Origin of the sequence: Pseudomonas sp. CNPSo 3701 (genome assembly GCF_028674975.1) — a bacterium.
Taxonomy (GTDB): Bacteria; Pseudomonadota; Gammaproteobacteria; order Pseudomonadales; family Pseudomonadaceae; genus Aquipseudomonas; species Aquipseudomonas straminea.
This window is the reverse complement of the sequence record NZ_JAQZSI010000005.1, coordinates 143,840-167,470: the sequence shown is the minus strand read 5'-3', so window position 1 is coordinate 167,470 and position 23,631 is coordinate 143,840. Positions and strand designations below refer to the sequence as shown.

Sequence of the window (23,631 nt, the reverse complement as noted above, 5' to 3'; positions counted from 1 at the left end):
AGCGCCAAATGAGCGCGGCGTATCCGCTACCCGGCGCCGGCCGCTGTGCGTATAATTGGCCACTTTGTGAGCAAGAAGCGCGTTATGCAGCTGGTTCGAGGCCTTCATAATCTGCGGCCCCAGCATCGGGGCTGTGTCGCCACTATCGGTAATTTCGACGGCGTTCACCGTGGCCACCAGGCGATTCTGGCGCGTTTGCGTGAGCGCGCGTCAGAGCTGGGCGTGCCGAGCTGCGTAGTGCTGTTCGAGCCGCAGCCGCGTGAATACTTCGACCCCGAAGGCGCGCCGGCACGTCTGAGCCGGCTGCGCGACAAGCTCGCCCTGCTGGCCGCCGAAGGTGTTGATCGGGTGCTGTGCCTGACCTTCAACCCGCGCCTGCGTGAGCTCAGCGCTGCGGAGTTCGTGCAGCGTGCGCTGATCGATGGGCTCGGTGTGTTGCACTTGGAAGTAGGCGACGATTTCCGCTTCGGCTGCGACCGCGCCGGTGACTTCGCTTTTCTGGCCGAGGCCGCGCAGCGTGAAGGCTTCACTGTCGAAGCGGCCAAGACCGTGGAGATCGATGGGCAGCGCGTCAGCAGCACGCGGGTGCGTGCAGCCCTGGCCAGCGGCGACTTCGCCGTTGCCGAGCGCATGCTGGGCCGCCCGTTCCGCATCGTCGGGCGGGTGCTGCACGGCCAGAAGCTCGGTCGTCAGCTCAATGCGCCGACCGCCAACGTGCAGCTCAAGCGCAAACGTGTACCGCTGACCGGGGTGTACCTGGTCAGTGTCGAGATAGACGGCCAGCCATGGCCGGGCGTTGCCAATATCGGTGTGCGCCCCAGCGTGGCCGGTGACGGCAGCGCCCACCTCGAGGTGCACCTGCTGGATTTTGCCGGTGACCTGTATGGCCGGCGTTTGACGGTGGCTTTCCACCACAAGCTGCGCGATGAGCAGCGTTTCGCCTCGCTCGAGGCATTGAAGACGGCCATTGCGGCCGACATTGCCGCTGCCCGCGACCACTGGCAGCGCCAACCGCTGATGAAGAGCCCGACATGACCGATTACAAAGCCACGCTGAACCTGCCCGACACTCCCTTCCCGATGAAGGCTGGCCTGCCGCAACGCGAGCCGCAGACCCTGCAGCGCTGGATTGATATTGGTCTCTACGAAAAGCTGCGCAAGGCTGGCGAAGGCCGCCCGAAATTCGTGCTGCACGACGGCCCGCCCTATGCCAACGGCAGCATCCACATCGGTCACGCGCTGAACAAGATCCTCAAGGACATCATCACCCGTTCCAAGACCCTGGCCGGCTATGACGCGCCGTATGTGCCGGGCTGGGACTGCCATGGCCTGCCGATCGAGCACAAGGTCGAGACCACCTTCGGCAAGAACCAGCCGGCCGACCTGACCCGCGAGCGTTGCCGCACCTATGCGGCCGAGCAGGTCGAGGAGCAGAAGGCCAACTTCATCCGCCTCGGTGTGCTGGGTGACTGGAACAACCCGTACCTGACGATGAACTTCGCCAACGAGGCCGGCGAGATCCGCGCCCTGGCGGAAATGGTCAAGAACGGCTTCGTGTTCAAGGGCCTCAAACCGGTCAACTTCTGCTTCGACTGCGGCTCGGCGCTGGCCGAGGCCGAGGTCGAGTACCAGGACAAGAAATCCGAAGCCATCGACGTGGCCTTCCCGGTCGAAGATGCCGACAAGCTGGCCGTCGCTTTTGGCCTGGCCAGCCTGAGCAAGCCGACCGCCATCGTTATCTGGACCACCACGCCCTGGACCATCCCGGCCAACCAGGCGCTGAACGTGCACCCGGAATTCACCTACGCGCTGGTGGACGTCGGCGACCGCCTGCTGCTGCTTGCCGAGGAAATGGTCGAGAGCTGCCTGCAGCGCTTCGGCCTCGAAGGCCAGGTGGTCGCCACCGCCCAGGGCTCGGCGCTGGAGCTGATCAACTTCCGTCATCCGTTCTATGACCGCCTGTCGCCGTTGTACCTGGCCGAGTACGTCGAGCTGGGTGCCGGCACCGGTGTCGTCCACTCCGCGCCAGCCTATGGCGAGGACGACTTCCAGAGCTGCAAGCGCTACGGCATGAGCAATGACGAGATTCTCAACCCGGTGCAGAGCAACGGTGTGTACGTGGACTCGCTGCCGTTCTTCGGCGGCCAGTTCATCTGGAAAGCCACGCCGGCGATCGTTGCCAAGCTCGAAGAAGTTGGCGCGCTGCTCAAACACGCCACCATCAGCCACAGCTACATGCACTGCTGGCGCCACAAGACGCCGCTGATCTACCGCGCCACCGCGCAGTGGTTCGTCGGCATGGACAGCAAGCCGAAGGAGGGCGGCACTTTGCGTGAGCGCTCTCTGGCGGCCATCGAAGACACCAAGTTCGTGCCGGCCTGGGGCCAGGCCCGCCTGCACAGCATGATCGCCGGGCGTCCGGACTGGTGCATCTCGCGTCAGCGCAACTGGGGCGTGCCGATCCCGTTCTTCACCCACAAGGAGAGCGGCGAGCTGCACCCGCGCACCGTCGAGCTGATGGAAGAAGTCGCCAAGCGCGTCGAGCAGGAGGGCATCGAAGCCTGGTTCAAGCTGGACGCCGCCGAGCTGCTCGGTGCCGAGGCCGATCAATACGACAAGAGCCGCGACACCCTGGACGTTTGGTTCGATTCCGGTACCACCCACTGGCACGTGCTGCGCGGCTCCCACGCCGAGCTGGCGCACAGCAGCGGCCCGGTTGCCGATTTGTACCTGGAAGGCTCCGACCAGCACCGCGGTTGGTTCCACTCGTCCCTGCTGACCGGCTGCGCCATCGACGGCCACGCGCCGTACAAGGAACTGCTGACCCACGGCTTCACCGTCGACGAGCAGGGCCGCAAGCAGTCCAAGTCCCTCGGCAACGTGGTCGCGCCGCAGAAGGTGATCGACAGCATGGGCGCCGACATCCTGCGCCTGTGGGTGGCTTCCACCGACTACTCCGGCGAGATGGCGGTTTCCGACCAGATCCTGCAGCGCAGCGCCGACGCCTACCGGCGCATCCGCAATACTGCGCGTTTCATGCTGGCCAACCTCAATGGTTTCAACCCGGCTACCGACCTGCTGCCGGTCGAGCAGATGCTCGATCTCGACCGCTGGGCCGTCGACGCCACCGCGCGTCTGCAGGACGAGCTGACCGAAGCCTACGGCGAATACCGCTTCTGGAACGTCTACTCCAAGGTGCACAACTTCTGCGTGCAGGAGCTGGGCGGCTTCTATCTGGACATCATCAAGGACCGCCAGTACACCACCGCGCCGGACAGCGTCGCCCGCCGTTCCTGCCAGAGCGCGCTGTTCCACATCTGCGAAGCGCTGGTGCGCTGGATCGCGCCGATTCTGTCGTTCACTGCCGAGGAAATCTGGCAGTTCCTGCCGGGCGAGCGCGCCGAGTCGGTGATGCTGGCCACCTGGTACGAGAACCTGGCCCGTCTGCCGGAAGGCTTCGAACTGGACAACGCCTATTGGGAGCGCGTCATGGCGGTCAAGGGCGCGGTCAACAAGGAGCTGGAGAACCTGCGCGCGAGCAAGGCCATCGGCGCCAGCCTGCAGGCGGAAGTCACCCTGTTCGGTGACGACGCCCTGCGTGATGACCTGGCCAAGCTCGGCGACGAACTGCGCTTCGCGCTGATCACCTCCGCTGCCGCCACCGCACCGCTGAGCGATGCGCCGGCCGATGCGGTGGTCACCGAAGTCGAAGGCCTGAAGCTGAAAATCGTCAAATCCGCCCACGCCAAGTGCGGTCGTTGCTGGCACCTGCGCGCTGATGTCGGTACTCACGCCGAGCATCCGGAGCTGTGCGGCCGTTGCATCAGCAACATCGAAGGTTCGGGTGAGGTGCGCCACCATGCGTAACGCCCTGGCCCGCATCGCGGAGATGAATCAATGAGCGCCCGTTTCGGCAAGCTCGGCTGGGTGTGGCTCAGCGTCGTGGTGTTCGTGATCGACCAGGTCACCAAGTTCTGGTTCGACAACAACCTGCAGATGTGGGAACGCATCACCGTGATCCCCAATGTGCTGGACTGGACCCTGGCCTACAACACCGGTGCAGCTTTCAGCTTCCTGGCCGGTGCGTCCGGCTGGCAGCGCTGGCTGTTCACCCTGATCGCCGTAGCGGTCAGCGTGGTACTGGTGGTATGGATGAAACGCCTCAAGGCCGATGAAACCTGGCTGGCCGTCGGCCTGGCCCTGGTGCTCGGTGGTGCGCTGGGCAATCTGGTTGATCGGGTGATCTTCGGCCACGTGGTCGACTTCATTCTGGTGCACTGGCAGAGCAGCTGGTACTTCCCGGCGTTCAACATCGCCGACAGCGCCATCACAGTAGGCGCTGTCCTGCTGGCGCTGGATATGTTCAAGAGCAAGAAGCCTGAAGAAGAGGTGGCACGTGACTGATGTACGTATCGGCCCGGATCGGCAGGTGACCCTGCACTTCGCGCTGAAGCTGGATAACGGCGATGTGGTCGACAGCACTTTCGACAAGCAGCCGGCCACCTTCAAGGTCGGAGATGGCAACCTGCTGCCGGGCTTCGAAGCCGCGCTCTACGGTTTCAAGGCGGGCGACAAGCGCAGCCTGACCGTCGAGCCCGAGCAGGGCTTCGGCCAGCACAACCCGCAGAACGTGCAGGTGATGCCGCGCTCGCAGTTCCAGGACATGGAACTGTCCGAAGGCCTGCTGGTGATCTTCAACGACGCCGCCAACACCGAGCTGCCAGGCGTGGTCAAGGTGTTCGACGACGCCCAGGTGACCATCGACTTCAACCACCCGCTGGCCGGCAAGACGCTGACCTTCGACGTCGAGATCATCGACGTGCAGGCGATCTGACCGGGCGTCAGTCGCAGGCGGACATTACTCGTGAACGCGCTGTCTATCCCATGAGCCCATCGCGGCTCACGGGATAGACTCTCCACTCAAGCTTTCCGTGCCGAGCGTGCCATGCAAATCAAACTCGCCAATCCCCGCGGTTTCTGCGCAGGTGTCGACCGCGCTATCGAGATCGTCAACCGCGCCCTCGAGGTGTTCGGCCCACCGATCTACGTGCGTCATGAAGTGGTGCACAACAAATTCGTGGTCGAGGACCTGCGCAACCGTGGCGCGGTATTCGTCGAAGAGCTGGATCAGGTGCCCGATGACGTGATCGTCATCTTCAGCGCCCACGGCGTGTCCCAGGCGGTGCGCAACGAAGCCGCCAATCGTGGCCTGAAAGTGTTCGACGCCACCTGCCCCCTGGTCACCAAGGTACACCTGGAAGTGGTGCGCTACAGCCGCGACGGCCGCGAATGCATCCTGATCGGCCATGAAGGCCACCCGGAAGTCGAAGGCACCATGGGCCAGTACGACGCCAGCAATGGTGGTGCCATCTATCTGGTCGAGGACGAGGACGACGTCGCCAAGCTGCAGGTGCGCGATCCGGAAAATCTCGCCTTCGTCACCCAGACCACGCTGTCGATGGATGACACCAGCAAGGTCATCGACGCTCTGCGCGCGCGCTTCCCCAGCATCGGCGGGCCGCGCAAGGACGACATCTGCTACGCCACCCAGAACCGCCAGGATGCGGTCAAGCAACTGGCCGACGAGTGCGACGTCCTGCTGGTGGTCGGCAGCCCGAACAGCTCCAACTCCAATCGCCTGCGCGAGCTTGCCGAGCGTATGGGCACCCCGGCCTATCTGATCGACGGCGCCGAGGATCTCAAGCGCGAGTGGTTCGACGGCGCCAATGGCATCGGCATCACCGCCGGCGCCTCGGCACCGGAAGTGCTGGTGCGTGGCGTAATCGACAAACTGGGCGAGTGGGGCGCCAGCAACGTCCAGGAACTGGACGGCCGCCCGGAGAACGTGACGTTCTCCATGCCCAAGGAGCTGCGGCTCAAGGCGGTGTGAAGCAGGCGGTGCAGAGAAGCCAGGGCAGATACCCTGGCTTTTTTGTGGGCGCTGTCGAGTGCGGCACTCGATGGCCATTCTGTTGACCAATATCTAGTCATGCCGCCAGCGCCTAGTGCTGGCGGCAAGCATCCAACCGGAGGATCAATATGGCTCACGAGCAAATCGTCATCACCACGCCGGACGGCCAGTGCCCGGCCCACGTGTTCACCCCCGCCAGCGGGCAGGGCGGCCCGGCGGTCATCTTCTACATGGATGCTGTCGGCATCCGTCCGGGTGTGCTGGGCATGGCCGAGCGCCTGGCCAACGCCGGCTACGTGGTGCTGCTGCCGGATATGTATTACCGCTATGGCGCCTACGGGCCGTTCGATCCCAAGGAAGTGTTCAAGGGAGACTTCCGTACCGTCGTCGGGCCGCTGATGGCCACCACCGGCAACGCCAAGGCTGCGGCCGACATCGATGCCTACATCGGCTACCTCGATAGTCGTGGCGATGTGCAGGGCAAGCGCATCGGCGCGGTGGGTTTCTGCATGGGCGGCGGCATGGCCATCGCCGCGGCGGGCGCACGCCCCGAGCGTTTCGCGGCCATCGCCAGCTACCACGGCGGCAACCTGGCCACCGACGCCGCCGACAGTCCGCACCGCGCGGCGCCGGTATTGCAGGCCGAGGTGTATATCGCCGCGGCCGAGAACGACGGCAGCTACCCGCCGGAAATGGCCGAGCGTTTCGAGAAAGCGCTCGGTGATGCCGGCGTGCCCTTCAGCTCGGAAACCTACCCGGCCAAGCACGGCTGGATGAAGCCGGACTTTCCGGTTTACGACGAACAAGCCGCCGAGCACGGCTGGAAGCAAATGCTGGCGTTCTTCGGCCGTACCCTGGGCGACAAGAACGCCTGACCTGCTGCACTCACGTTCACCATCGCCTTGGCGGCGGTGGTGAACGCCTGCCTTTAGCACCTATTGGCGCCACGTCCATTTTTTCTGATTTCGCTTGCTGGCAATCACTCGTTTACAAGTAGATCAGTTTTTAAATCACATTTAAATCACAAATTTGGTTATTCGCTTGCAAAGCGCCATGGCATGAAGTTCACTGGGTTAATTAGGTTGAAAGACTATCTCAGTCAAATCACAGACCCAGGAAATAACCATGCCCACACAATCTGCCCCCGTCGTGCTGGTAACCGGTGCTTCACGCGGCATTGGCCGGGCCATTGCCGAACTGCTGCTGCGCGATGGCTACGATCTGCACGCCACCTACGCCAGTGATGCAAAAGCTGCAGAGGGCCTGCTCGGCTTTGCCGAACAGCTCGGCCGCCGCGTGACCCTGCACCGCTACGATGCCGGCTCGCGCGACGATCAGACGCGGCTGGCCGAGGAGCTGCAGGGCGTTCGTCTGCACGGCATCGTGCACAACGCCGGGATGATCGAGTTCGAGAACTTCGCCGCTTACGAGATGAGCACCTGGGATCGCACCCTGGAAGTCAACGTCACCTCGACCCTGCGCCTGACCCTGGCCCTGCAAGCGCAGATCGAGTCTGGCGGCTCCATTGTGCTGATCTCCTCGACCGACGCCTTCTCCGGCGCCTATGCGAGCATGGCCTATGCCGCCTCCAAGGCGGCGATGGTCAACCTGGCGAAGAGCCTGGCGTGCAACTTCGGCCCGCGTAACATCCGCGCCAACGCCGTGGCGCCGGGCTGGATCCAGACCGACATGACCACCGGCGCGTCGTCCGGCTCAGCGGCAGTCACGCCCCTGGGGCGCGATGGCAAGCCTGAGGAAGTGGCCGGCGTGGTCGCCTTCCTGTTGTCGGACCGCGCCAGTTTCGTGTCCGGCACCAGCATCGCGGTGGACGGAGCCTACACCGCCTCCGACGCCATCATGCTCAACGAAGCCCGAGAACTGGGCTGAGGCTTTTCTACAGGCAATAAAAAAGCCGGCTTGTGGCCGGCTTTCCTTAGGCAGGTTGTGCTTACTTTTGATAAGCAGCAGCCGCCTTGGTGATCTCGGCGCGGGCCGCGTCAGCGTTGCCCCAGCCTTCGACCTTGACCCACTTGCCCTTCTCGAGATCCTTGTAGTTCTCGAAGAAGTGCTTGATCTGCTCGATCAGCAGCGGAGGCAGGTCGGTGTATTCCTGAACGTCTTTGTAGATGGTGGTCAGCTTGTCGTGCGGGACGGCGATCAGCTTGGCGTCGCCACCGGCTTCGTCGGTCATGTGCAGCACGCCGACCGGACGGGCGCGGATCACCGAGCCTGGAGCGACCGGGTACGGGGTCACGACCAGCACGTCGAGGGGGTCACCGTCGTCGGCCAGGGTGTGCGGGATGAAGCCGTAGTTGGCCGGGTAGAACATCGGGGTGGCCATGAAACGGTCGACGAACAGGCAGTCGGTGTCGTGATCGATTTCGTATTTGATCGGCGCGTGGTTGGCCGGGATCTCGATAGCGACGTAGATATCGTTCGGCAGGTCTTTACCGGCCGGAACCTTGCTGTAGCTCATGGGTGACTCCCTGATGTGCGCCAAAAAAAGTGGCGCGATTATAGGTGGATTCCCGCGTCGTTGCCATTACAGCCATCTGTCGTATCGGCAGCCGCGGGCGTGGGTTGCTGATAGTCCGGGTGTTCGACCTGCAGACGGCGCAAACGTGCCAAAGGGTCTTGCCGGTAGAACAAGCGCAATTGCTCGTAGACCGCGGGAAAGGCCTCGTCGAGAAGATCCGGCGCGTTGAAGAAGTATTCGCTGGTCACCGCGAAGAACTCGGCAGGGTTTTCCGCGGCATAGGGGTCGATGACGGTTTGCGCGTCCTCGTCGGCATCCAGCTCGGCATTCAGGCTGTCGAAGGCCGTTTGCATGGCGCTGGCCCACTGCTTCACGTCCATGTTGCTGTGCAGCGGCGGCAGGCCGTTGGCATCGCCGCCGAGCATGTCCAGTTTGTGGGCCAGCTCGTGGATCACCAGGTTGTAGCCTTCCCAGCCGCCACTGGCCTGCACGCCCGGCCAGGCGAGAATCACCGGGCCCTGCTGCCAGGCTTCACCACTGTGTTCGCCGTCCCATTCGTGTTCGATGCCACCGGAGTCGCGGTGGCGCTGCGGGCTGACGAAGTCGTCCGGGTAGAGGATCACCTCGTGGAAGCCCTGGTACCAGTTCAGGTCGGCCAGGCCCAGCAGCGGCAGTTCGGCGAGTGTCGCCAGGGCCAGGCGATCCTCGGCGTCCAGCTCGAGGCCGGGCAGGGTGGTCAGATGCTTGGCATGCAGAAACAGCACGGCGCGCTCGCGCAGCAGCTGCTCTTCTTCTGCACTGAGGCCGTCGAGAATCGGTAGGCGCTGGCGCACCGTGGCCCAGCTGCTGGCGCTGATAGGATTACGGGAGAGGAGGCGACGACGGCGCCAGGCGCTAAACGACCACATGAAAACGGCTCGATTGAAAGACGCGTCACCTTAACAGCCCGTCCGCCGACCGCAAGCGCCCAGGCGTTACTCGCTGTTGATGGGCAGCACGTAGTTCTTGAACTGCTCGTCCTCGACGAAGCCGATCGACTCGTAGACCTTCTGCGCCACCTCGTTATCGCGGCTGGTGGCCACGCGCATGCGCACGGCCTGAGTCTGCTTGGCCATCTTCTTGGCGGTCTGCAGCAGGCGATCGGCGACCAGCTGGCGGCGCGCGTCCTCGGCGACGAAGATGTCGTTGAGGATCCACACGCGCTTGAGCGACAGCGACGAATAGCTCGGGTACAGCTGGCAGAAGCCCAGCAGCTTGTCATCGTCGTCGGCCAGGGCCAGGTAGATCACCGATTCGTCGCGCTTTAGGCGGGTTTCCAGGAACTTGCGTGAGGAGTCGGGGAACGGCCTTTCGCCATAGAACTCGCGGTAGCGAACGAACAGCGGGGTGAGTAGATCCAAGTGCTCCAGGGTGGCTTGCACGATGCGCATGGGCGAGGGCCTCGTTTGGCTGTCGGGTGGAGACGGCAGGCGTTTCGATTAAAGTGCAGTTTTCGCCCTAAAGCCAGCGGGGCAGAGCCTTTACCGTGCGGCGGGGTGCCATTCGCAGCGCTCGTTTCGCCCTACCGGGCAGGCACGGCGAAAGGCGCCGCTGTGCTAATCTGCGGCCATGTTTTCACGCGGCTCGCCGCCTCCAGGCGCGCCTGTTCTCGAGGTTTTCATGCATATCCACATTCTCGGCATCTGCGGCACCTTCATGGGCTCGCTTGCGGTGCTGGCCAAGGAGCTGGGCCATCGCGTCACCGGCTCCGATGCCAACGTCTACCCGCCGATGAGCACCCAGCTCGAAGCCCAGGGTATCGAGCTGATGCAGGGCTACGACCCGGCGCACCTGCAGCCGGCGCCCGATCTGGTGGTGGTCGGCAACGCCATGAGCCGTGGCAATCCGGCGGTGGAATACGTGCTCAACAAGGGCCTGCCCTATGTGTCCGGCCCGCAGTGGCTGGCCGACCACGTGCTGCAGGGCCGCTGGGTGATGGCGGTGGCCGGCACCCATGGCAAGACCAGCAGCTCGAGCATGCTGGCCTGGGTGCTCGAGCATGCCGGCATGGCGCCGGGCTTCCTGATCGGCGGCGTGCCGCAGAACTTCGGGATTTCCGCACGCCTGGGCGACACGCCGTTCTTCGTGGTCGAGGCCGACGAGTACGACAGCGCCTTCTTCGACAAGCGCAGCAAGTTCGTGCACTACCGCCCGCGCACCGCGATCCTCAACAACCTGGAGTTCGACCACGCGGACATCTTCCCGGACCTGGCCGCCATCGAACGGCAGTTCCATCACCTGGTGCGGATCATCCCCAGCGAAGGCCTGGTCATCCATCCGGCCAGCGAAACCGCTCTGGCACGGGTGATCCAGATGGGCTGCTGGACGCCCGTGCAGACCACGGGTGAAGGCGGGCAATGGCAGGCGCGCCTGCTCAGCGCCGATGGCTCGCGCTTCGAGGTGAGCTTCGACGGCAAGGTCGAAGGCGTGGTGGACTGGCAACTGACCGGCCAGCACAACGTCGCCAACGCCCTGGCCGTGCTGGCGGCGGCGCGCCATGTCGGCGTGGTGCCGGCGCTGGGCATCGAGGCGCTGGGCAAATTCATCAATGCCAAGCGGCGCATGGAAAAGGTCGCCGAGGTGAAGGGCGTGACAGTCTATGACGACTTCGCCCATCACCCGACCGCCATCGCCACCACCCTTGACGGCCTGCGCAAGCGGGTTGGTGACGAACAGGTCATTGCGATCATCGAGCCGCGCTCCAACTCCATGAAGCTCGGCGCCCACCGTGATGGCCTGGCCGAGTCAGCCGTGCAGGCCGATGCGGTGTTCTGGTACGCGCCGCCGAACCTGGGCTGGGATCTGGCGGCCACGGTTGCCGGTGCCACTAACCCCACCCAGGTGTGCGATTCCCTGGAGGCCATCATCGATGGCGTGAAGGCGCGGGTACGCCCCGGCACCCAGGTGGTGATCATGAGCAACGGTGGTTTTGGCGGCTTGCACGGCAAGCTGGCCAATGCGCTGGAGGCTGCGCCGAGCTAGTGGACATGAGCGACTTCAATCCCTATCGCCCGCCCAGCAGTTCGACTGTTGCAGAGGCAATGCCCGGGACTCGCGGTCTGCGGTGGTTTTATCAGCTGCCCAATCTGCTCTATACCGGTTTTGTCGTGGTGAGCACGTTCGGCCTTGTGATCATGAAACCGGATATGTTCCTGGAGGCGATCGCGATTCCCGCCTTGCTTATCATTTATGCCCCCATATTGTGTTTCTTGCTGGTGCGCTGGGGCACGCCTCGGTTGGTGCGCCTTTGCTTGTGGCTGCAAGGTGGCGTGGTGTTATGGGGCATCTACCTGCTGATCGACAGCCTGCGGGACCATAGTGAAGACGTACTCGGGGGGAGTATCTACCTGGGCATCAACCTGTTTGCTTTGTTTGGCGGCCTGCTGCAAGCCAGAGCCCGATCCCTTCCCAAGGAGCTTATAGATGAGCGGCCCTGAATGTATCACCCTTGCTATGACCGGCGCCTCGGGCGCCCAGTACGGGCTGCGCCTGCTCGATTGCCTGGTACGCGAGGATCGGGAAGTGCACTTTCTGATCTCCAAAGCTGCGCAACTGGTGATGGCCACCGAGACGGACGTCAGCCTGCCAGCCAAGCCCCAGGCCATGCAGGCCTTTCTGACCGAATACACCGGCGCCACCGACGGGCAGATTCGCGTGTACGGAAAAGAGGACTGGATGGCGCCGGTGGCTTCCGGCTCCGGCGCGCCGTCGGCCATGGTGGTGGTGCCGTGCAGCACCGGCACCCTGTCGGCCATTGCCACCGGTGCCTGCAACAACCTGATCGAGCGCGCCGCCGATGTGGCCCTCAAGGAGCGCCGCCAACTGATTGTGGTGCCGCGCGAGGCGCCCTATTCGAGCATTCATCTGGAGCACATGCTCAAGCTCTCCAACCTGGGCGTGACCATCCTGCCGGCCTCGCCGGGCTTCTATCACCAGCCGCAAACTGTGGATGACCTGGTCGACTTCATCGTCGCGCGCATCCTCAACTGCCTGAATATCCCCCAGGATATGCTGCCGCGCTGGGGCGAGCATCATCTCAACAGTGGCGATGAATAAGTACGCCGGCTGGCTCCTGCTGCTCGCCTGCCTACAACTCGGCGGCTGCGCCACCGCGCGCACGCTGGATGCCAACAAACCGGGCGCGCCGGTGGTATATGCCGGCACTCGGCTGGACTGGTACGCGCTGCAGGGCGGCTGCTGCCCAGTGGAGCGCTTCGGTGCCGAGGCGCCGCGCTACGCCGGCGTCGATCTGCCGGCCAGCGCCTTGCTCGATACCTTGCTGTTGCCGCTGTCGCTTGCCAAGGCGCTGGGGATTGGGTTGCAGGTAACTGGGGGCGGGTAGGGTGCTTTGATCGGGCGCGGGTGGTTTTTGATGGGTTGCAACTTCACGGCCCGGGCTACCCTACGGGCTGGGCATTTTAGGCGATGGGTTGCACCCATCCTACGGTCTATTACCCAGTGGGAGCCCACATTGTTCAATCGTAGGGTGGGCGATAGCCCACCAATTTTTTAACGGGTGAGGGGATTAGTTCACCCGCCTGCAGCCAATCCATGCCCAGCTTAGATCGGCGTCAGCAACGCCTCTCCCCGAAAATGCCGACCAATATTGTCGAGAAACTGCGACAGTGACTGCTCCAGCGCCTGGGGTGAGTTGCCGCCGACGTGCGGGGTGATGGTCAGGTTATCGAGGTCGAGTAGTTCAGTGGGCGGCAGCGGCTCGCTTTCGTACACGTCCAGCGCCGCGGCGCGGATGCGTTTTTCGCGCAGTGCGGTGCCCAATGCAGCGGTGTCCACCACGCTGCCGCGCGCCACGTTGACCAGATAACCCTGCGACCCCAGCGCATCCAGCACTTCGGCATTCACCAGGTGATGAGTCGCGGCGCCGCCGGGAATGGCAACCACCAGACAGTCGCACCACTCGGCCAATTCCCGCACGCTGGCGAAGTAGCGGTGCGGGCTGTCCGCTTTTGGTGAGCGATTGTGGTAACCCACCGGCATATCGAATGCCGCGGCGCGGCGGGCGAGCTGTTCGCCGATGGCGCCGAGGCCAAGGATGCCCAGGCGTTTGCCACTGACGCCGTCGGTCATCGGCAGGGCGTCGCGCCAGATGCCGGCGCGGCAGGCGTTATCCAGCCGGCGTACGTCACGAATCGCCGCCAGCAGCAGGGCCATGGCGTGGTCGGCGACGCACACCGCGTTGCTGCCGGCGCCATTGCTCAGGGCGATGCCACGAGCGCGGGCGGATTTTATATCGACCTTCTCGTAACCCACACCGAGCGTACCGACAAAACCGAGTTTGGGCAGGCGGGCGATTTCCTCGCCGGTTAGGCCGATGGTGCCGATGGTCAGCACCGCTGCGATGCTCGCGCCGTGCTCGGCGATGGCCGCCTCGCGGGCCTCGGCATTTGGGGCGTGGGTGACCTGATACTGCTCGGCGATACGCGCCAGGCTGGCGTCACTAAGCGGGTTGAGAATCAGCAGATGCGGCTTCATGACGGCTCCATGGCAAGTGGTCGATTGTCACTCGATAATGCGCAGTCTACTGCGCCCGCGGCTGATGTCGGCAAGCAGACGTTGCAGGCCTTCGATCTGCGCTTGTGGCACGGCCAGCTCTAGTTCGGCACCTTCCCCATCGAAACTTTCCTGCTCCAGCACGGCGTCGAATTCGGCCAGGCGCGACTTGAGCAGGGCCAGTTCGGCAAAGCCGCAATGGCAGACGCAGGCGGTGCGCGGCACCTGTTCCTGGCGCTCGGCGTTCTGCAGGCATTTGTTGGCGCTGCCGCCATAGGCGCGGGCCAGGCCGCCGGTGCCGAGCTGGATGCCGCCGTACCAGCGCGTCACCACCACGGCCACAGCGTCGAAGCCCTGGCCCTCGATGGCGGCGAGAATCGGCCGGCCGGCGGTGCCGCCGGGCTCGCCGTCGTCGCTGAAACGGTATTGCTGGCCGAGCTTCCAGGCCCAGCAATTGTGCGAGGCGGCCGGGTCGCTGACTTCGTCGATGAACGCTTGGGCATCGGCCGCGCTGCTGATGGCGCGGGCCTGGGCGAGAAAGCGGCTCTTGCGGATCTCCTCGCGGTAGTCACAAGGGGCGAGTAGCAGATAAGGCATCAGACGCTCGGCTTCAGCCCGCAACCCTTGAGGATGATGCGCACCATATTGTCCGCCGCGGCCTGGTAGTCGGGCTTGGTCAGGCGCGAACGGCCGGTGACCCGGCAGATCTCCGAGGCGAAATCGGCGTGGTACTGGGTGCTGCTCCAGATCATGAAGATCAGGTTGGTAGGGTCGACGGCGTCCATCTTGCCGGCCGCGATCCACTGCTCGAAGATCGCCGCGCGGTCGCGGAACCAGTTCTGCTGATCCTCGACGAGATGCTGGGACAGGAAGGCGCCGCCGCTGATCACTTCCATGGCGAACACCCGCGAGGCTTTCGGGTAACGGCGCGAGAATTCCAGTTTGGCGCGAATATAGCGCTCCAGCGCCTCGGCCGGGTCGTCATCGACGCTCATGCTGTCGAAGGCGCTGTCCCACATCTCCAGGATGTTGCTTAGCACGGCCAGGTACAGACCCTGCTTGCTGCTGAAGTAGTAATGCAGGTTGGCCTTGGGCAGGCCTACCGCCTGGGCGATGGTATTCATGCTCGTGCCCTTGAAGCCGTGGCGGGCAAACTGGTCCACGGCGGCGGCGATGATCGCTTCTTCGTTCTTCTGCCGGATGCGGCCAGTTGGTTTGCCAGTGGTGGCGCGTGGAGCGGTGACGTCGGGGGGCATCAAAGGGCTTCCGTGGTATCGAGGACTCAGCGGGTGAGAAATACTCCACCGTAGCGGGTGTGACAAGCGCCGTGGAAACCCAGTGTATGTCCGCGCAAACCCTGCCGATCAGCTGAACGCCTGGACGATGCGCTCGCGCTGCTCGGCATTGGGCAGGCGACCCTGGCCGGCCTTGAGGTTGTCGACCATGTAGCGCGGGTTGGAGGTGGCCGGAATCACCGCCGTCACGGCCTCGTCGGCGAGGATGAACTTGAGCAGCAACTGCGCCCAGGAGGTCGCGTCGATCTCCGTGGCCCATTCCGGCAGCGGTTTGCCCTTGACCTTGCCGAGCAGCTGCGCGCGCTGGAACGGCCGGTTGATAAGCGTGGCGATGCCGTTGTCGCGGCAGTAGGGCAACAGGCGTTTCTCGGCATTGCGCTCGCCCACCGAATAATTGAGCTGCACGAAGTCGACCTTCTCCTTGGCCAGCACGGCGAGCAGATCGTCATGGGCCGACTCGATGTAATGGGTGATGCCGATGTAGCGCACCTTGCCCTGTTCACGCAGCTCGCGGGCCAGGGCCAACTGGGTGGTGGTGTCCTGCAGGTTGTGCACCTGCAAGAGGTCCAGCTTGTCGGTCTGCAGCGCCTTGAGGCTGGCCTCGAACTGCGCCAGGCCGCGCTCGCGGCCGGTGCTCGACAGCTTGGAAGCGAGAAACGCCTTGCCCTGGGTCTTGGTGCGCTTGAGCAGCTCGCCGGTCACCGCCTCTGCCCGGCCATAGCTGGGCGCGGTGTCGATCAGCGTGCCGCCGCCATTGATGAAGGCGCGCATCACTTCATCGAGATCCTCCAGGCTGGCCTCGTCGAGGCCCACGTTGAAGGTTTGCGAAGTGCCCAGGCCTATCACCGGCAGGCTCTCGCCGCTGGACGGGATCTTGCGTTTCAGGACTGCGACCGGATTGGCGGCGAAGGCGAAACCGGGCAGCAACTGGCTGCTGGCGGCGAGGGTCATCAGGGCGGCACTGCCCTGCAGGAAATGGCGACGGCTGGGCATTGGCGTGCTCCGCTGCGAAAAGGGATAGGCAGATGAGGTTAGTCGTCCACTCTGGCCAATCGGTTGCATCGCCAGGATGACTTGTTACCTGTTATGTCGCTCAGGCCTGGCGTCACGCTCGTTGAAAACCTGCTCAGCGGGGAACCATCCAGGGCACCTGTTCTCAGAAAGAGGCTTCCTGCCGCTGCGCTCAGGTGGCCTGCTCAAACCTCACAAGGATTTGCAACCGTGCCCTATCGTTTTCTGCCCGTGACCCTGCTTGCCGCATTGACCCTGCTCGGCGGCTGCACCCAGTACCGCGAAGTGCCCCCGCAAACGGCCGAAGGTCAGGCCTGCGTCCAGCAGTGCCACGAAACGAAGAGTGCTTGTGAGCGCCGTGAGGATGAGTCCTACCAAGGCCTCAAAGTCATCTACGATGCCCAGAATCAGACCTACCAGAATTGCCTGCACAACAGCACCCGCGACCCAAACCTCCAGTCGCTGTGCCCGCAGCCCACGGCAATCGACGGGCCTGACTACCGAATCTGCTCCGAGGTCTACAAGAGTTGCTTCGTCGACTGTGGCGGGCATTACGAAAAGGTCGAGTAGGGCGCCTGAATGGTTGAAAGATGGCGGTAGCGGCCGTTTGTGCATTACCTGTGGGAGCGGGCCATGCCCGCGAAGCAATCACGGGCATGGCCCGTTCCCACAAAAGCGCCAGCCATCGTCCGCTTCTGCCTTTATGCCGCCCCCTCAAGCGCACAGCCAGTTGATCAGAAAGCGACCACTCAGGCGCTGGCCGCCAATTCTTGCAGGAAGCTCTCCAGCACCAGATGGGGCCGGCGGCCCTTGCGGGTCACCGAGGCCAGGCTGATGTCGTAGAAGCGCGTACTGGCTTTGAGTGCGCGCAGGCGGCCTTCCTTGATCCATGCCTCGGCATAGTGATCCGGCAGGTAGCCGATGTAGCGCCCAGTGAGGATCAGAAACGCCATGCCTTCGCGGTCCGACGCGCTGGCCGTGCAATTGAGCACGCCGTAGTGGTTCTGGATCTCCGGCGGCAGGCGGAAGGTTGGGGCGATGGCGTCCTGGGCGTTGAGGCGCTCGTCCGGCAATTCGCGATCATCGACGTAGAACAGCGGGTGGCCGACCGCGCAGTAGAGCAGCGAACGCTCATCGTACAGCGGCTGGTAATCCAGACCGGAAAGCCCGCCGACCACCGGCACCACGCCGACATGCAGGCGCCCGTCGAGCACGCCTTGCTCGACCTCGCTGGGCGGCGTCATGCGGATGTTCACCCGCACGTCCGGCCCCAGCGCCTTGAGGCGGGCGAGGGCGCCAGTGATGCGCATGTGCGGCACCGTCACCAGGTTGTCGGTCAGGCCGATGTTCAGCTCGCCACGCAGGTGCTGGTGCAAGCCGTTGACCTCGGTGCGGAAGCTCTCCAGCGCCGCCAGTAGTTGCTGGGTCGACTGGTACACCTCGCGGCCTTCCTCGGTCAGTGCGAAGCCGGCGCGACCACGCTGGCACAGGCGCAGGCCGAGGCGCTGTTCCAGGTCGCTCATCTGCTGGCTGATCGCCGAGCGGCCAATGCCCAGCACGCTCTCCGCGGCAGAGAAGCCGCCGCATTCGACCACGCTGCGAAACAGCTTGAGCAGGCGGATATCGAAGTCGCTGACCTGGGCGAGGGGCTCTGGGCGTCGGGCGCTCATTGTTTAGTCACCAGTGAACTGAGGATTCGAAGAGTCAGGTTTGAGTGACTTTATGCCTGTGGCACCTTGGCTGACAACTGATGCACATACTCGTGGGAGCGGCTTCAGCCGCGATTGCTGCTGATTCTCGCGGCTAAAGCCGCTCCCACGTTGTCCCTGATCACGCCGCCACTGCCGAGGCCATCGCCATGAACATGCCGCAGACCGCCACGCCGCCCCTGGCCAGCCAGCTGAAGCTGGACGCCCACTGGATGCCGTTTTCCGCCAACCGTAGCTTCCAGCGCGACCCGCGGATCATCGTCGCCGGCGAAGGCAGTTGGCTAACCGACGATTCCGGTCGCAAGGTCTACGACAGCCTGTCCGGCCTGTGGACCTGCGGCGCTGGCCATTGCCGCAAGGAGATCCAGGAAGCGGTCGCCAAGCAGCTCGGCACCCTCGACTATTCGCCGGGCTTCCAGTACGCCCACCCGCTGTCGTTCAAGCTGGCCGAGCAGATGGCCGACCTGATGCCGGGCGAACTCAACCATGTGTTCTTCACCGGCTCGGGCTCCGAGTGCGCCGACACCGCGGTGAAGATGGCCAAGGCCTACTGGCGCCTCAAGGGCCAGGCCAGCAAGACCAAGTTCATCGGTCGCGCCCGCGGCTACCACGGCGTCAACATCGCCGGCACCAGCCTTGGCGGCATAGCCGGTAACCGCAAGATGTACGGCCAGCTGATGGACGTCGACCACCTGCCGCACACCTTGCAGCCGGGCATGGCCTTCACCAAGGGCATGGCCGAGACCGGCGGCGTCGAGCTGGCCAACGAGCTGCTCAAACTGATCGAGCTGCACGACGCCTCGAACATCGCCGCGGTGATCGTCGAGCCGATGTCCGGCTCGGCCGGTGTCATCGTGCCGCCGGCAGGCTACCTGCAGCGCCTGCGCGAGATCTGCACCCAGCACAACATCCTGCTGATCTTCGATGAAGTGATTACCGCCTTCGGCCGCATGGGCAAGTGGACCGGCGCCGAGTACTTCGGCGTGACGCCGGACATCCTCAACGTCGCCAAGCAGATCACCAACGGCGCCATTCCCTTGGGCGCGGTGATCGCCAGCCGCGAGATCTACCAGACCTTCATGGGCCAGCCGACGCCCGAGCACATGATCGAATTCACCCACGGTTACACCTATTCCGCCCACCCGGTAGCCTGCGCCGCCGGCCTGGCTTCGCTGGAGCTGCTCAAGCGCGAGAACCTGATCCAGCAGGCCGCCGAGCTGGCGCTCAAGTTCGAGAACGCCATCCATGGCCTCAAGGGCGCCAAGCACGTGGTCGACATCCGCAACTGCGGCCTGGCCGGGGCGATCCAGCTGGCGCCCCGTGACGGCGATCCGACCATCCGCCCGTACGAGGCCGGTATCGCCCTGTGGAAGGCCGGTTTCTACGTACGCTTCGGCGGCGACGGCCTGCAGTTCGGGCCGATGTTCAACGCCAAGATCGAAGACCTCGACCGCGTGTTCAGCGCCGTCGGCGACGCTCTGCAGGGTATCGCCTGATGGCAGGCCGGCAGCAGGCAGTAGCTACCGTGCAGGTGGATAACGACGAGGTGATCGTCACCGAGTGGCGCTTCGCACCGGGCGCCGAAACCGGCCGCCACCGCCATGGCTACGACTATGTGGTGGTGCCGATGACCGACGGCACGCTGCTGCTGGAAACCGCGGACGGTGACAAGCACGCGACGCTGGTCGCCGGGCAGAGCTACTTCCGCAAGGCGGGCGTCGAGCACAACGTGGTCAACGCCAGCGACCACGAAGTGGTCTTCGTCGAAACCGAACTCAAGTGACAACCCCCATTTCCTGCGGCGGCGGCCTGCATCGCTGCCGCCCAAGCGAACAGCATTCGGAGGAATCAATGACCACCATCCAGCACCTGATCCATGGCCAACTCACCGACGGCCAGGGCGGCCGCAGCGCCGACGTGTTCAACCCGGCCACCGGCGAAGCGATTCGTCGCGTTGCCCTGGCCGACGTGGCCACCGTGCAGCAAGCCATCGACTCGGCCAAAGAGGCCTTTCCGGCCTGGCGCAACACGCCACCGGCCAAGCGCGCCCAGGTGATGTTCCGCTTCAAGCAGCTGCTCGAGCAGCACGAAGACACCATCGCCAAGCTGATCGCCGAAGAACACGGCAAGACCCTCGAAGACGCTGCCGGCGAGCTCAAGCGCGGTATCGAGAACGTCGAATACGCTTGCTCAGCGCCGGAAATCCTCAAGGGCGAATACACCCGCAACGTCGGCCCCAACATCGACGCCTGGAGCGACTTCCAGCCGGTTGGCGTGGTCGCCGGCATCACCCCGTTCAACTTCCCGGCCATGGTGCCGCTGTGGATGTACCCGCTGGCCATCGTCTGCGGCAACTGCTTCATCCTCAAGCCGTCCGAGCGCGACCCGAGCTCCACTCTGTACATCGCCCAACTGCTCCACGAAGCCGGCCTGCCCAATGGCGTGCTCAACGTGGTGCACGGCGACAAGAGCGCCGTGGATGCGTTGATTCAGGCGCCGGAAGTCAAGGCTCTGAGCTTCGTCGGCTCCACGCCGATCGCCGAATACATCTATGCCGAAGGCAGCAAGCACGGCAAGCGCGTGCAGGCCCTGGGCGGCGCCAAGAACCACGCGGTGCTGATGCCCGATGCCGACCTCGACAACGCCGTCAGCGCGCTGATGGGCGCCGCCTACGGCTCCTGCGGCGAGCGCTGTATGGCCATCTCGGTGGCCGTGTGCGTGGGCGACCAGATCGCCGACGCCCTGGTCGAGCGCATCGTTCCGCAGATCAATGCCCTGAAGATCGGCGCCGGCACCCAGTGCGGCCTGGACATGGGCCCGCTGGTCACCGCGGCGGCGAAGGACAAGGTCACCGGTTATATCGATGCCGGTGTGGCTGCTGGCGCCCAACTGGTGGTCGACGGCCGCGGCCTGAGCGTATCCGGCAATGAAAGCGGCTTCTTCCTTGGCGGCAGCCTGTTCGACCGGGTGACCGCGGACATGAGCATCTACACCGACGAGATCTTCGGCCCGGTGCTGTGCATCGTCCGCGTGGACAGCCTGGAAACCGCCATGAAGCTGATCAACGACCACGAGTACGGCAACGGCACCTGCATCTTCACCCGCGACGGCGAAGCGGCGCGGCTGTTCTGCGACGAGATCGAAGTGGGCATGGTCGGCGTCAACGTGCCGCTGCCGGTGCCGGTGGCCTACCACAGCTTCGGCGGCTGGAAGCGCTCGCTGTTCGGTGACCTGCACGCCTACGGCCCGGACGGCGTGCGCTTCTACACTCGCCGCAAGTCGATCACCCAGCGCTGGCCGCAGCGCAAGACCCACGAGGCGGCGCAGTTTGCGTTTCCCAGCAATAGTTGAGGTGGGGTGAGGGTGCGAAAAGGCCGATCGGTTGATCGGCCTTTTCATTGGTGGTGATAATTGCGTCGGCATTCCTGGGTATCGCTACGCTCAACCGCAGGCTACGCGCGACTCGTAGCCCGGCGTCGAGCGAAGCGACACCCGGGGATGATTTTCAAAGCACCTACAACCTCTCACCCGTAAACATCTCATCGTCCCCGCTGCCCGCCCAGTCCGCCGGCAGCAACCCCACCGCCACATAACGATGAAACGACGACCACGGCCAATCAACCACCCGCTCGACATGCCCATGCTTGCGCGGGTTGTGGTGGATGTAATCGACATGCCGGGCGAAGTCCTCGTCGTCACGAATCCGGTGTTCCCAGAAACGCTGCTGCCATATGCCTCGCTTGCCCTTGCGCTGACGGCTGGCGGATATCCGTTCGCTGCTCGGCAGGGCTCTGGAAAAACCACTCTTGATAAGCCGCCAACGTAAGGCGAAATCCGCATCGCCAGGTGGCAGGGTACACAGGGCGTGCAGGTGATCGGGAAGGATGACGATAGCGTCGATGCGCCACGGACGAAGGCGCATCACATGCCGGAAGCTGCCACGCAACACATCAATATGTGCGGTCAGCAAGTCGCGGCGGCGATCTGCCAGATTGAGTGTGAAGAACCAAGTGGCGCCCGGGGTTTTGTCGCGGCGATACAGCACCATTGCCTGCAGTCTCTTGCAGAAGAAATACCGCTCAAATGTAGCCCGGGTTGAGCAGAGCGATACCTGGGAATCGGTGCCCTGGGTATCGCTGCGCTCAACCCAGGCTACGAACTATGGCTGTGGCGACGGGAGAGGGTGAAAGCGGCAATTGTGGGCGCTCCAACTGTGGGAGCGGGCCATGCCCGCGAATCGATATTGGCATCGGCACATTTCTTGGAGTTGCATCCACTTCCTTCGGATCGCACTTCGACGCCGCCCATCTATCGCCTGAAAAACCGGTTTCGCCCTTACGGCGACTCACTTTTTTCAAACGCCAAAAAAGTAAGCAAAAACGCTGTGCCCCATCATCCGGGTCTCGCTGCGCTCGACTTCCCTCACTCCATCATTGCTCCGAGGGCCCGCCGCGAAGGGCCATCCCTGGCCCATCGCGGCTCTCGCGGCATCCATGCCGCTCAACCCTCTACACAACGATTCCGTTCGGCCTTCTGAAGGGGCGATTGGCGTATGTCTGAGGTATTACCTTGAACATCAAAATGCAAAGGCTTCGTATTATTCGCTCTATGTATTCTCTGAAGATGTATCCATAAAATCTTTAAGCAGCAGATAGCGTTGGAGGCGGTTTGCTTTCTTTTGCACTCCTTCTTGGCTAAGTCTGCGATATTCCGATATTTTTTCATGCCACCCACCCATGTCAATGCCCGATTCAATTTCACTTAGCCAAGTGAACCATTGTGATAGTTTGGATGAGAAGCTTTTTATTTCGATATCGTTATTAAGATCGTGCGTATGAGTAAGTGTGAATATTGTGTACAGGTGAGTTTTCTTTTTGATTGGGGTTTCTAGTTCTGGGTTGTACTTAATAAGTTGATCAATTTTTTCAAGTGTTGCAGATATTTCATTGATGTTCTTATCTCTGTCGGGATAGTCCTCGTTCAAGAGATCGTACATTTTGTTTATTGCGGATTGAGTGGTTTCGTCTTCGAAGCCGCTTCTTACGAAGATTATTAGCGTGCTTGAAAGTTGGATGTCGAGCATCCTTCGAATCTCACCGTCCGAGAAAATATTATGGTTTTTCCAAAAGTCAAGAGATGCTACATGCTCTGCGGTTTTAAGGAATAGCCCATTGAACTCTGCGTTGCGCAGTTCTTGAGGATTGAGTGTTGTAGATGATTTATTTAAACGAAGAAACATCTTTACTATTTCTTCTCTTGTGACGTGATCCTTGACAAAGCGTACAGATATTTTATAAGACCAGATGTCGCTTTTTTGGTTGGGTTCAAGTTCGTTGAAAGTCATTCCTTTATAATTTGCGCTCGGAAACTCTAGCCCTGAGTCTGTCAGCTTTAGGTTGTTTTCTATAAATTCAGATACTGTCCTGATTCTCTGCTGGCCATCAATGATGCTATATTTGGTATTTCCTGTGTTAGGGTCCGTTCCAGTCTCCCATAGATATATTTCAGGAATCGGGTAGCCAAGGATTATGGTTTCAATTAAAGATATTTTTTCTTTTCTTATCCATACTGACTTTCTTTGAAAAGTTTCGTCTACGTAAAGGTTGGAATTCTTGAATTCATCTATGATCCATTTGATTGGGCGCGACTCTGTATCCATACTTTTGTTAATGTTCATTTT

The 23,631-nt window shown here is 62.8% G+C and carries 25 protein-coding genes; 15 read left to right on the top strand and 10 right to left on the bottom strand.

What is annotated here, in order from left to right; translation table 11 throughout:
* The first annotated feature begins 84 nt into the window (after positions 1-84).
* From ribF to PVA39_RS17380, 7 genes are all read left to right on the top strand, one after another.
* Positions 85-1,035 carry a bifunctional riboflavin kinase/FAD synthetase gene (gene ribF / locus PVA39_RS17410; protein WP_274125133.1) on the top strand — a complete coding sequence of 317 codons (951 nt, stop codon included), beginning with the start codon at positions 85-87 and terminating at the stop codon, positions 1,033-1,035.
* Positions 1,032-3,866: an isoleucine--tRNA ligase gene (gene ileS / locus PVA39_RS17405; RefSeq protein ID WP_274125132.1), complete on the top strand. Its 2,835-nt coding sequence runs from the start codon at positions 1,032-1,034 to the stop codon at positions 3,864-3,866. The genes ribF and ileS overlap by 4 nt, the downstream gene beginning before the upstream one ends.
* Before the next feature lie 30 nt (positions 3,867-3,896).
* Positions 3,897-4,403, top strand: a complete 507-nt coding sequence (gene lspA / locus PVA39_RS17400; RefSeq protein ID WP_093505440.1) for a signal peptidase II — start codon at positions 3,897-3,899, stop codon at positions 4,401-4,403.
* Positions 4,396-4,833, top strand: coding sequence for an FKBP-type peptidyl-prolyl cis-trans isomerase (locus tag PVA39_RS17395; protein ID WP_093505438.1), 438 nt, complete (start codon positions 4,396-4,398; stop codon positions 4,831-4,833). Before lspA ends, PVA39_RS17395 begins: the two co-directional genes overlap by 8 nt.
* Positions 4,834-4,944: 111 nt before the next feature.
* Positions 4,945-5,889, top strand: a complete 945-nt coding sequence (ispH, locus tag PVA39_RS17390; protein ID WP_274125131.1) for a 4-hydroxy-3-methylbut-2-enyl diphosphate reductase — start codon at positions 4,945-4,947, stop codon at positions 5,887-5,889.
* A 149-nt stretch (positions 5,890-6,038) separates the two neighbouring features.
* Entirely contained in the window at positions 6,039-6,785 is a 747-nt protein-coding gene (locus PVA39_RS17385) for a dienelactone hydrolase family protein (RefSeq protein ID WP_147176916.1), read from the top strand.
* A 250-nt stretch (positions 6,786-7,035) separates the two neighbouring features.
* Entirely contained in the window at positions 7,036-7,797 is a 762-nt protein-coding gene (locus tag PVA39_RS17380) for an SDR family NAD(P)-dependent oxidoreductase (protein WP_274125130.1), read from the top strand.
* Positions 7,798-7,858: 61 nt separating this feature from the next.
* On the opposite strand, the gene ppa is transcribed toward PVA39_RS17380, so the two are convergent.
* From ppa to PVA39_RS17365, 3 genes are all read right to left on the bottom strand, one after another.
* Positions 7,859-8,386: an inorganic diphosphatase gene (ppa, locus tag PVA39_RS17375; protein WP_070887203.1), complete on the bottom strand. Its 528-nt coding sequence runs from the start codon at positions 8,384-8,386 to the stop codon at positions 7,859-7,861.
* Between the two features lie 38 nt (positions 8,387-8,424).
* The gene (locus tag PVA39_RS17370) at positions 8,425-9,294 is read right to left on the bottom strand and encodes a zinc-dependent peptidase (protein WP_274125129.1); all 870 of its coding nucleotides are present in this window, start codon (positions 9,292-9,294) and stop codon (positions 8,425-8,427) included.
* A 66-nt stretch (positions 9,295-9,360) separates the two neighbouring features.
* Positions 9,361-9,816: a GNAT family N-acetyltransferase gene (locus PVA39_RS17365; protein WP_075931613.1), complete on the bottom strand. Its 456-nt coding sequence runs from the start codon at positions 9,814-9,816 to the stop codon at positions 9,361-9,363.
* 229 nt (positions 9,817-10,045) lie between these two features.
* On the opposite strand from PVA39_RS17365, the gene mpl reads away from it, so the two are divergent.
* The 4 genes from mpl to PVA39_RS17345 are packed head-to-tail and all read left to right on the top strand — an operon-like array spanning position 10,046 to position 12,767.
* On the top strand, positions 10,046-11,407 hold the full coding sequence (gene mpl, locus PVA39_RS17360; RefSeq protein ID WP_274125128.1) for a UDP-N-acetylmuramate:L-alanyl-gamma-D-glutamyl-meso-diaminopimelate ligase: 1,362 nt from the start codon (positions 10,046-10,048) through the stop codon (positions 11,405-11,407).
* Between the two features lie 5 nt (positions 11,408-11,412).
* Entirely contained in the window at positions 11,413-11,862 is a 450-nt protein-coding gene (locus tag PVA39_RS17355) for a hypothetical protein (protein ID WP_274125127.1), read from the top strand.
* Positions 11,849-12,481 carry a flavin prenyltransferase UbiX gene (ubiX, locus tag PVA39_RS17350; RefSeq protein WP_274125126.1) on the top strand — a complete coding sequence of 211 codons (633 nt, stop codon included), beginning with the start codon at positions 11,849-11,851 and terminating at the stop codon, positions 12,479-12,481. Before PVA39_RS17355 ends, ubiX begins: the two co-directional genes overlap by 14 nt.
* Positions 12,474-12,767, top strand: a complete 294-nt coding sequence (locus tag PVA39_RS17345) for a YceK/YidQ family lipoprotein (RefSeq protein ID WP_274125125.1) — start codon at positions 12,474-12,476, stop codon at positions 12,765-12,767. Before ubiX ends, PVA39_RS17345 begins: the two co-directional genes overlap by 8 nt.
* 218 nt (positions 12,768-12,985) lie before the next feature.
* Here the strand turns inward: PVA39_RS17345 and PVA39_RS17340 are convergent, their stop codons facing one another.
* The 4 genes from PVA39_RS17340 to PVA39_RS17325 form a co-directional block, all read right to left on the bottom strand.
* The gene (locus PVA39_RS17340) at positions 12,986-13,918 is read right to left on the bottom strand and encodes a 2-hydroxyacid dehydrogenase (RefSeq protein ID WP_274125124.1); all 933 of its coding nucleotides are present in this window, start codon (positions 13,916-13,918) and stop codon (positions 12,986-12,988) included.
* A gap of 27 nt (positions 13,919-13,945) precedes the next feature.
* Positions 13,946-14,533, bottom strand: coding sequence for an IMPACT family protein (locus PVA39_RS17335; protein WP_274125123.1), 588 nt, complete (start codon positions 14,531-14,533; stop codon positions 13,946-13,948).
* The gene (locus tag PVA39_RS17330; RefSeq protein WP_274125122.1) at positions 14,533-15,192 is read right to left on the bottom strand and encodes a TetR/AcrR family transcriptional regulator; all 660 of its coding nucleotides are present in this window, start codon (positions 15,190-15,192) and stop codon (positions 14,533-14,535) included. Before PVA39_RS17330 ends, PVA39_RS17335 begins: the two co-directional genes overlap by 1 nt.
* A 108-nt stretch (positions 15,193-15,300) precedes the next feature.
* Positions 15,301-16,224 carry an aldo/keto reductase gene (locus PVA39_RS17325; RefSeq protein WP_274125121.1) on the bottom strand — a complete coding sequence of 308 codons (924 nt, stop codon included), beginning with the start codon at positions 16,222-16,224 and terminating at the stop codon, positions 15,301-15,303.
* Between the two features lie 228 nt (positions 16,225-16,452).
* Between PVA39_RS17325 and PVA39_RS17320 the strand changes: the two genes are divergently transcribed.
* Positions 16,453-16,812 (top strand): hypothetical protein, encoded by a 360-nt coding sequence (locus PVA39_RS17320; protein WP_274125120.1) that lies wholly within the window; start codon positions 16,453-16,455, stop codon positions 16,810-16,812.
* 179 nt (positions 16,813-16,991) lie between these two features.
* On the opposite strand, the gene PVA39_RS17315 is transcribed toward PVA39_RS17320, so the two are convergent.
* Complete coding sequence (locus PVA39_RS17315) at positions 16,992-17,912, bottom strand: LysR family transcriptional regulator (RefSeq protein ID WP_147176908.1); 921 nt, start codon at positions 17,910-17,912, stop codon at positions 16,992-16,994.
* A 188-nt stretch (positions 17,913-18,100) separates the two neighbouring features.
* Between PVA39_RS17315 and PVA39_RS17310 the strand changes: the two genes are divergently transcribed.
* The 3 genes from PVA39_RS17310 (at position 18,101) to PVA39_RS17300 (ending at position 21,302) form a co-directional block, all read left to right on the top strand.
* On the top strand, positions 18,101-19,447 hold the full coding sequence (locus PVA39_RS17310; protein WP_274125118.1) for an aspartate aminotransferase family protein: 1,347 nt from the start codon (positions 18,101-18,103) through the stop codon (positions 19,445-19,447).
* Entirely contained in the window at positions 19,447-19,734 is a 288-nt protein-coding gene (locus PVA39_RS17305) for a cupin domain-containing protein (protein WP_274125117.1), read from the top strand. Before PVA39_RS17310 ends, PVA39_RS17305 begins: the two co-directional genes overlap by 1 nt.
* Positions 19,735-19,802: 68 nt before the next feature.
* Positions 19,803-21,302: a CoA-acylating methylmalonate-semialdehyde dehydrogenase gene (locus PVA39_RS17300; RefSeq protein WP_274125116.1), complete on the top strand. Its 1,500-nt coding sequence runs from the start codon at positions 19,803-19,805 to the stop codon at positions 21,300-21,302.
* A 163-nt stretch (positions 21,303-21,465) separates the two neighbouring features.
* On the opposite strand, the gene PVA39_RS17295 is transcribed toward PVA39_RS17300, so the two are convergent.
* Positions 21,466-21,999, bottom strand: a complete 534-nt coding sequence (locus PVA39_RS17295; RefSeq protein WP_274125115.1) for an REP-associated tyrosine transposase — start codon at positions 21,997-21,999, stop codon at positions 21,466-21,468.
* Positions 22,000-22,557: 558 nt separating this feature from the next.
* Positions 22,558-23,628, bottom strand: a complete 1,071-nt coding sequence (locus PVA39_RS17290) for a DUF262 domain-containing protein (protein ID WP_274125114.1) — start codon at positions 23,626-23,628, stop codon at positions 22,558-22,560.
* Positions 23,629-23,631 lie beyond the last annotated feature (3 nt).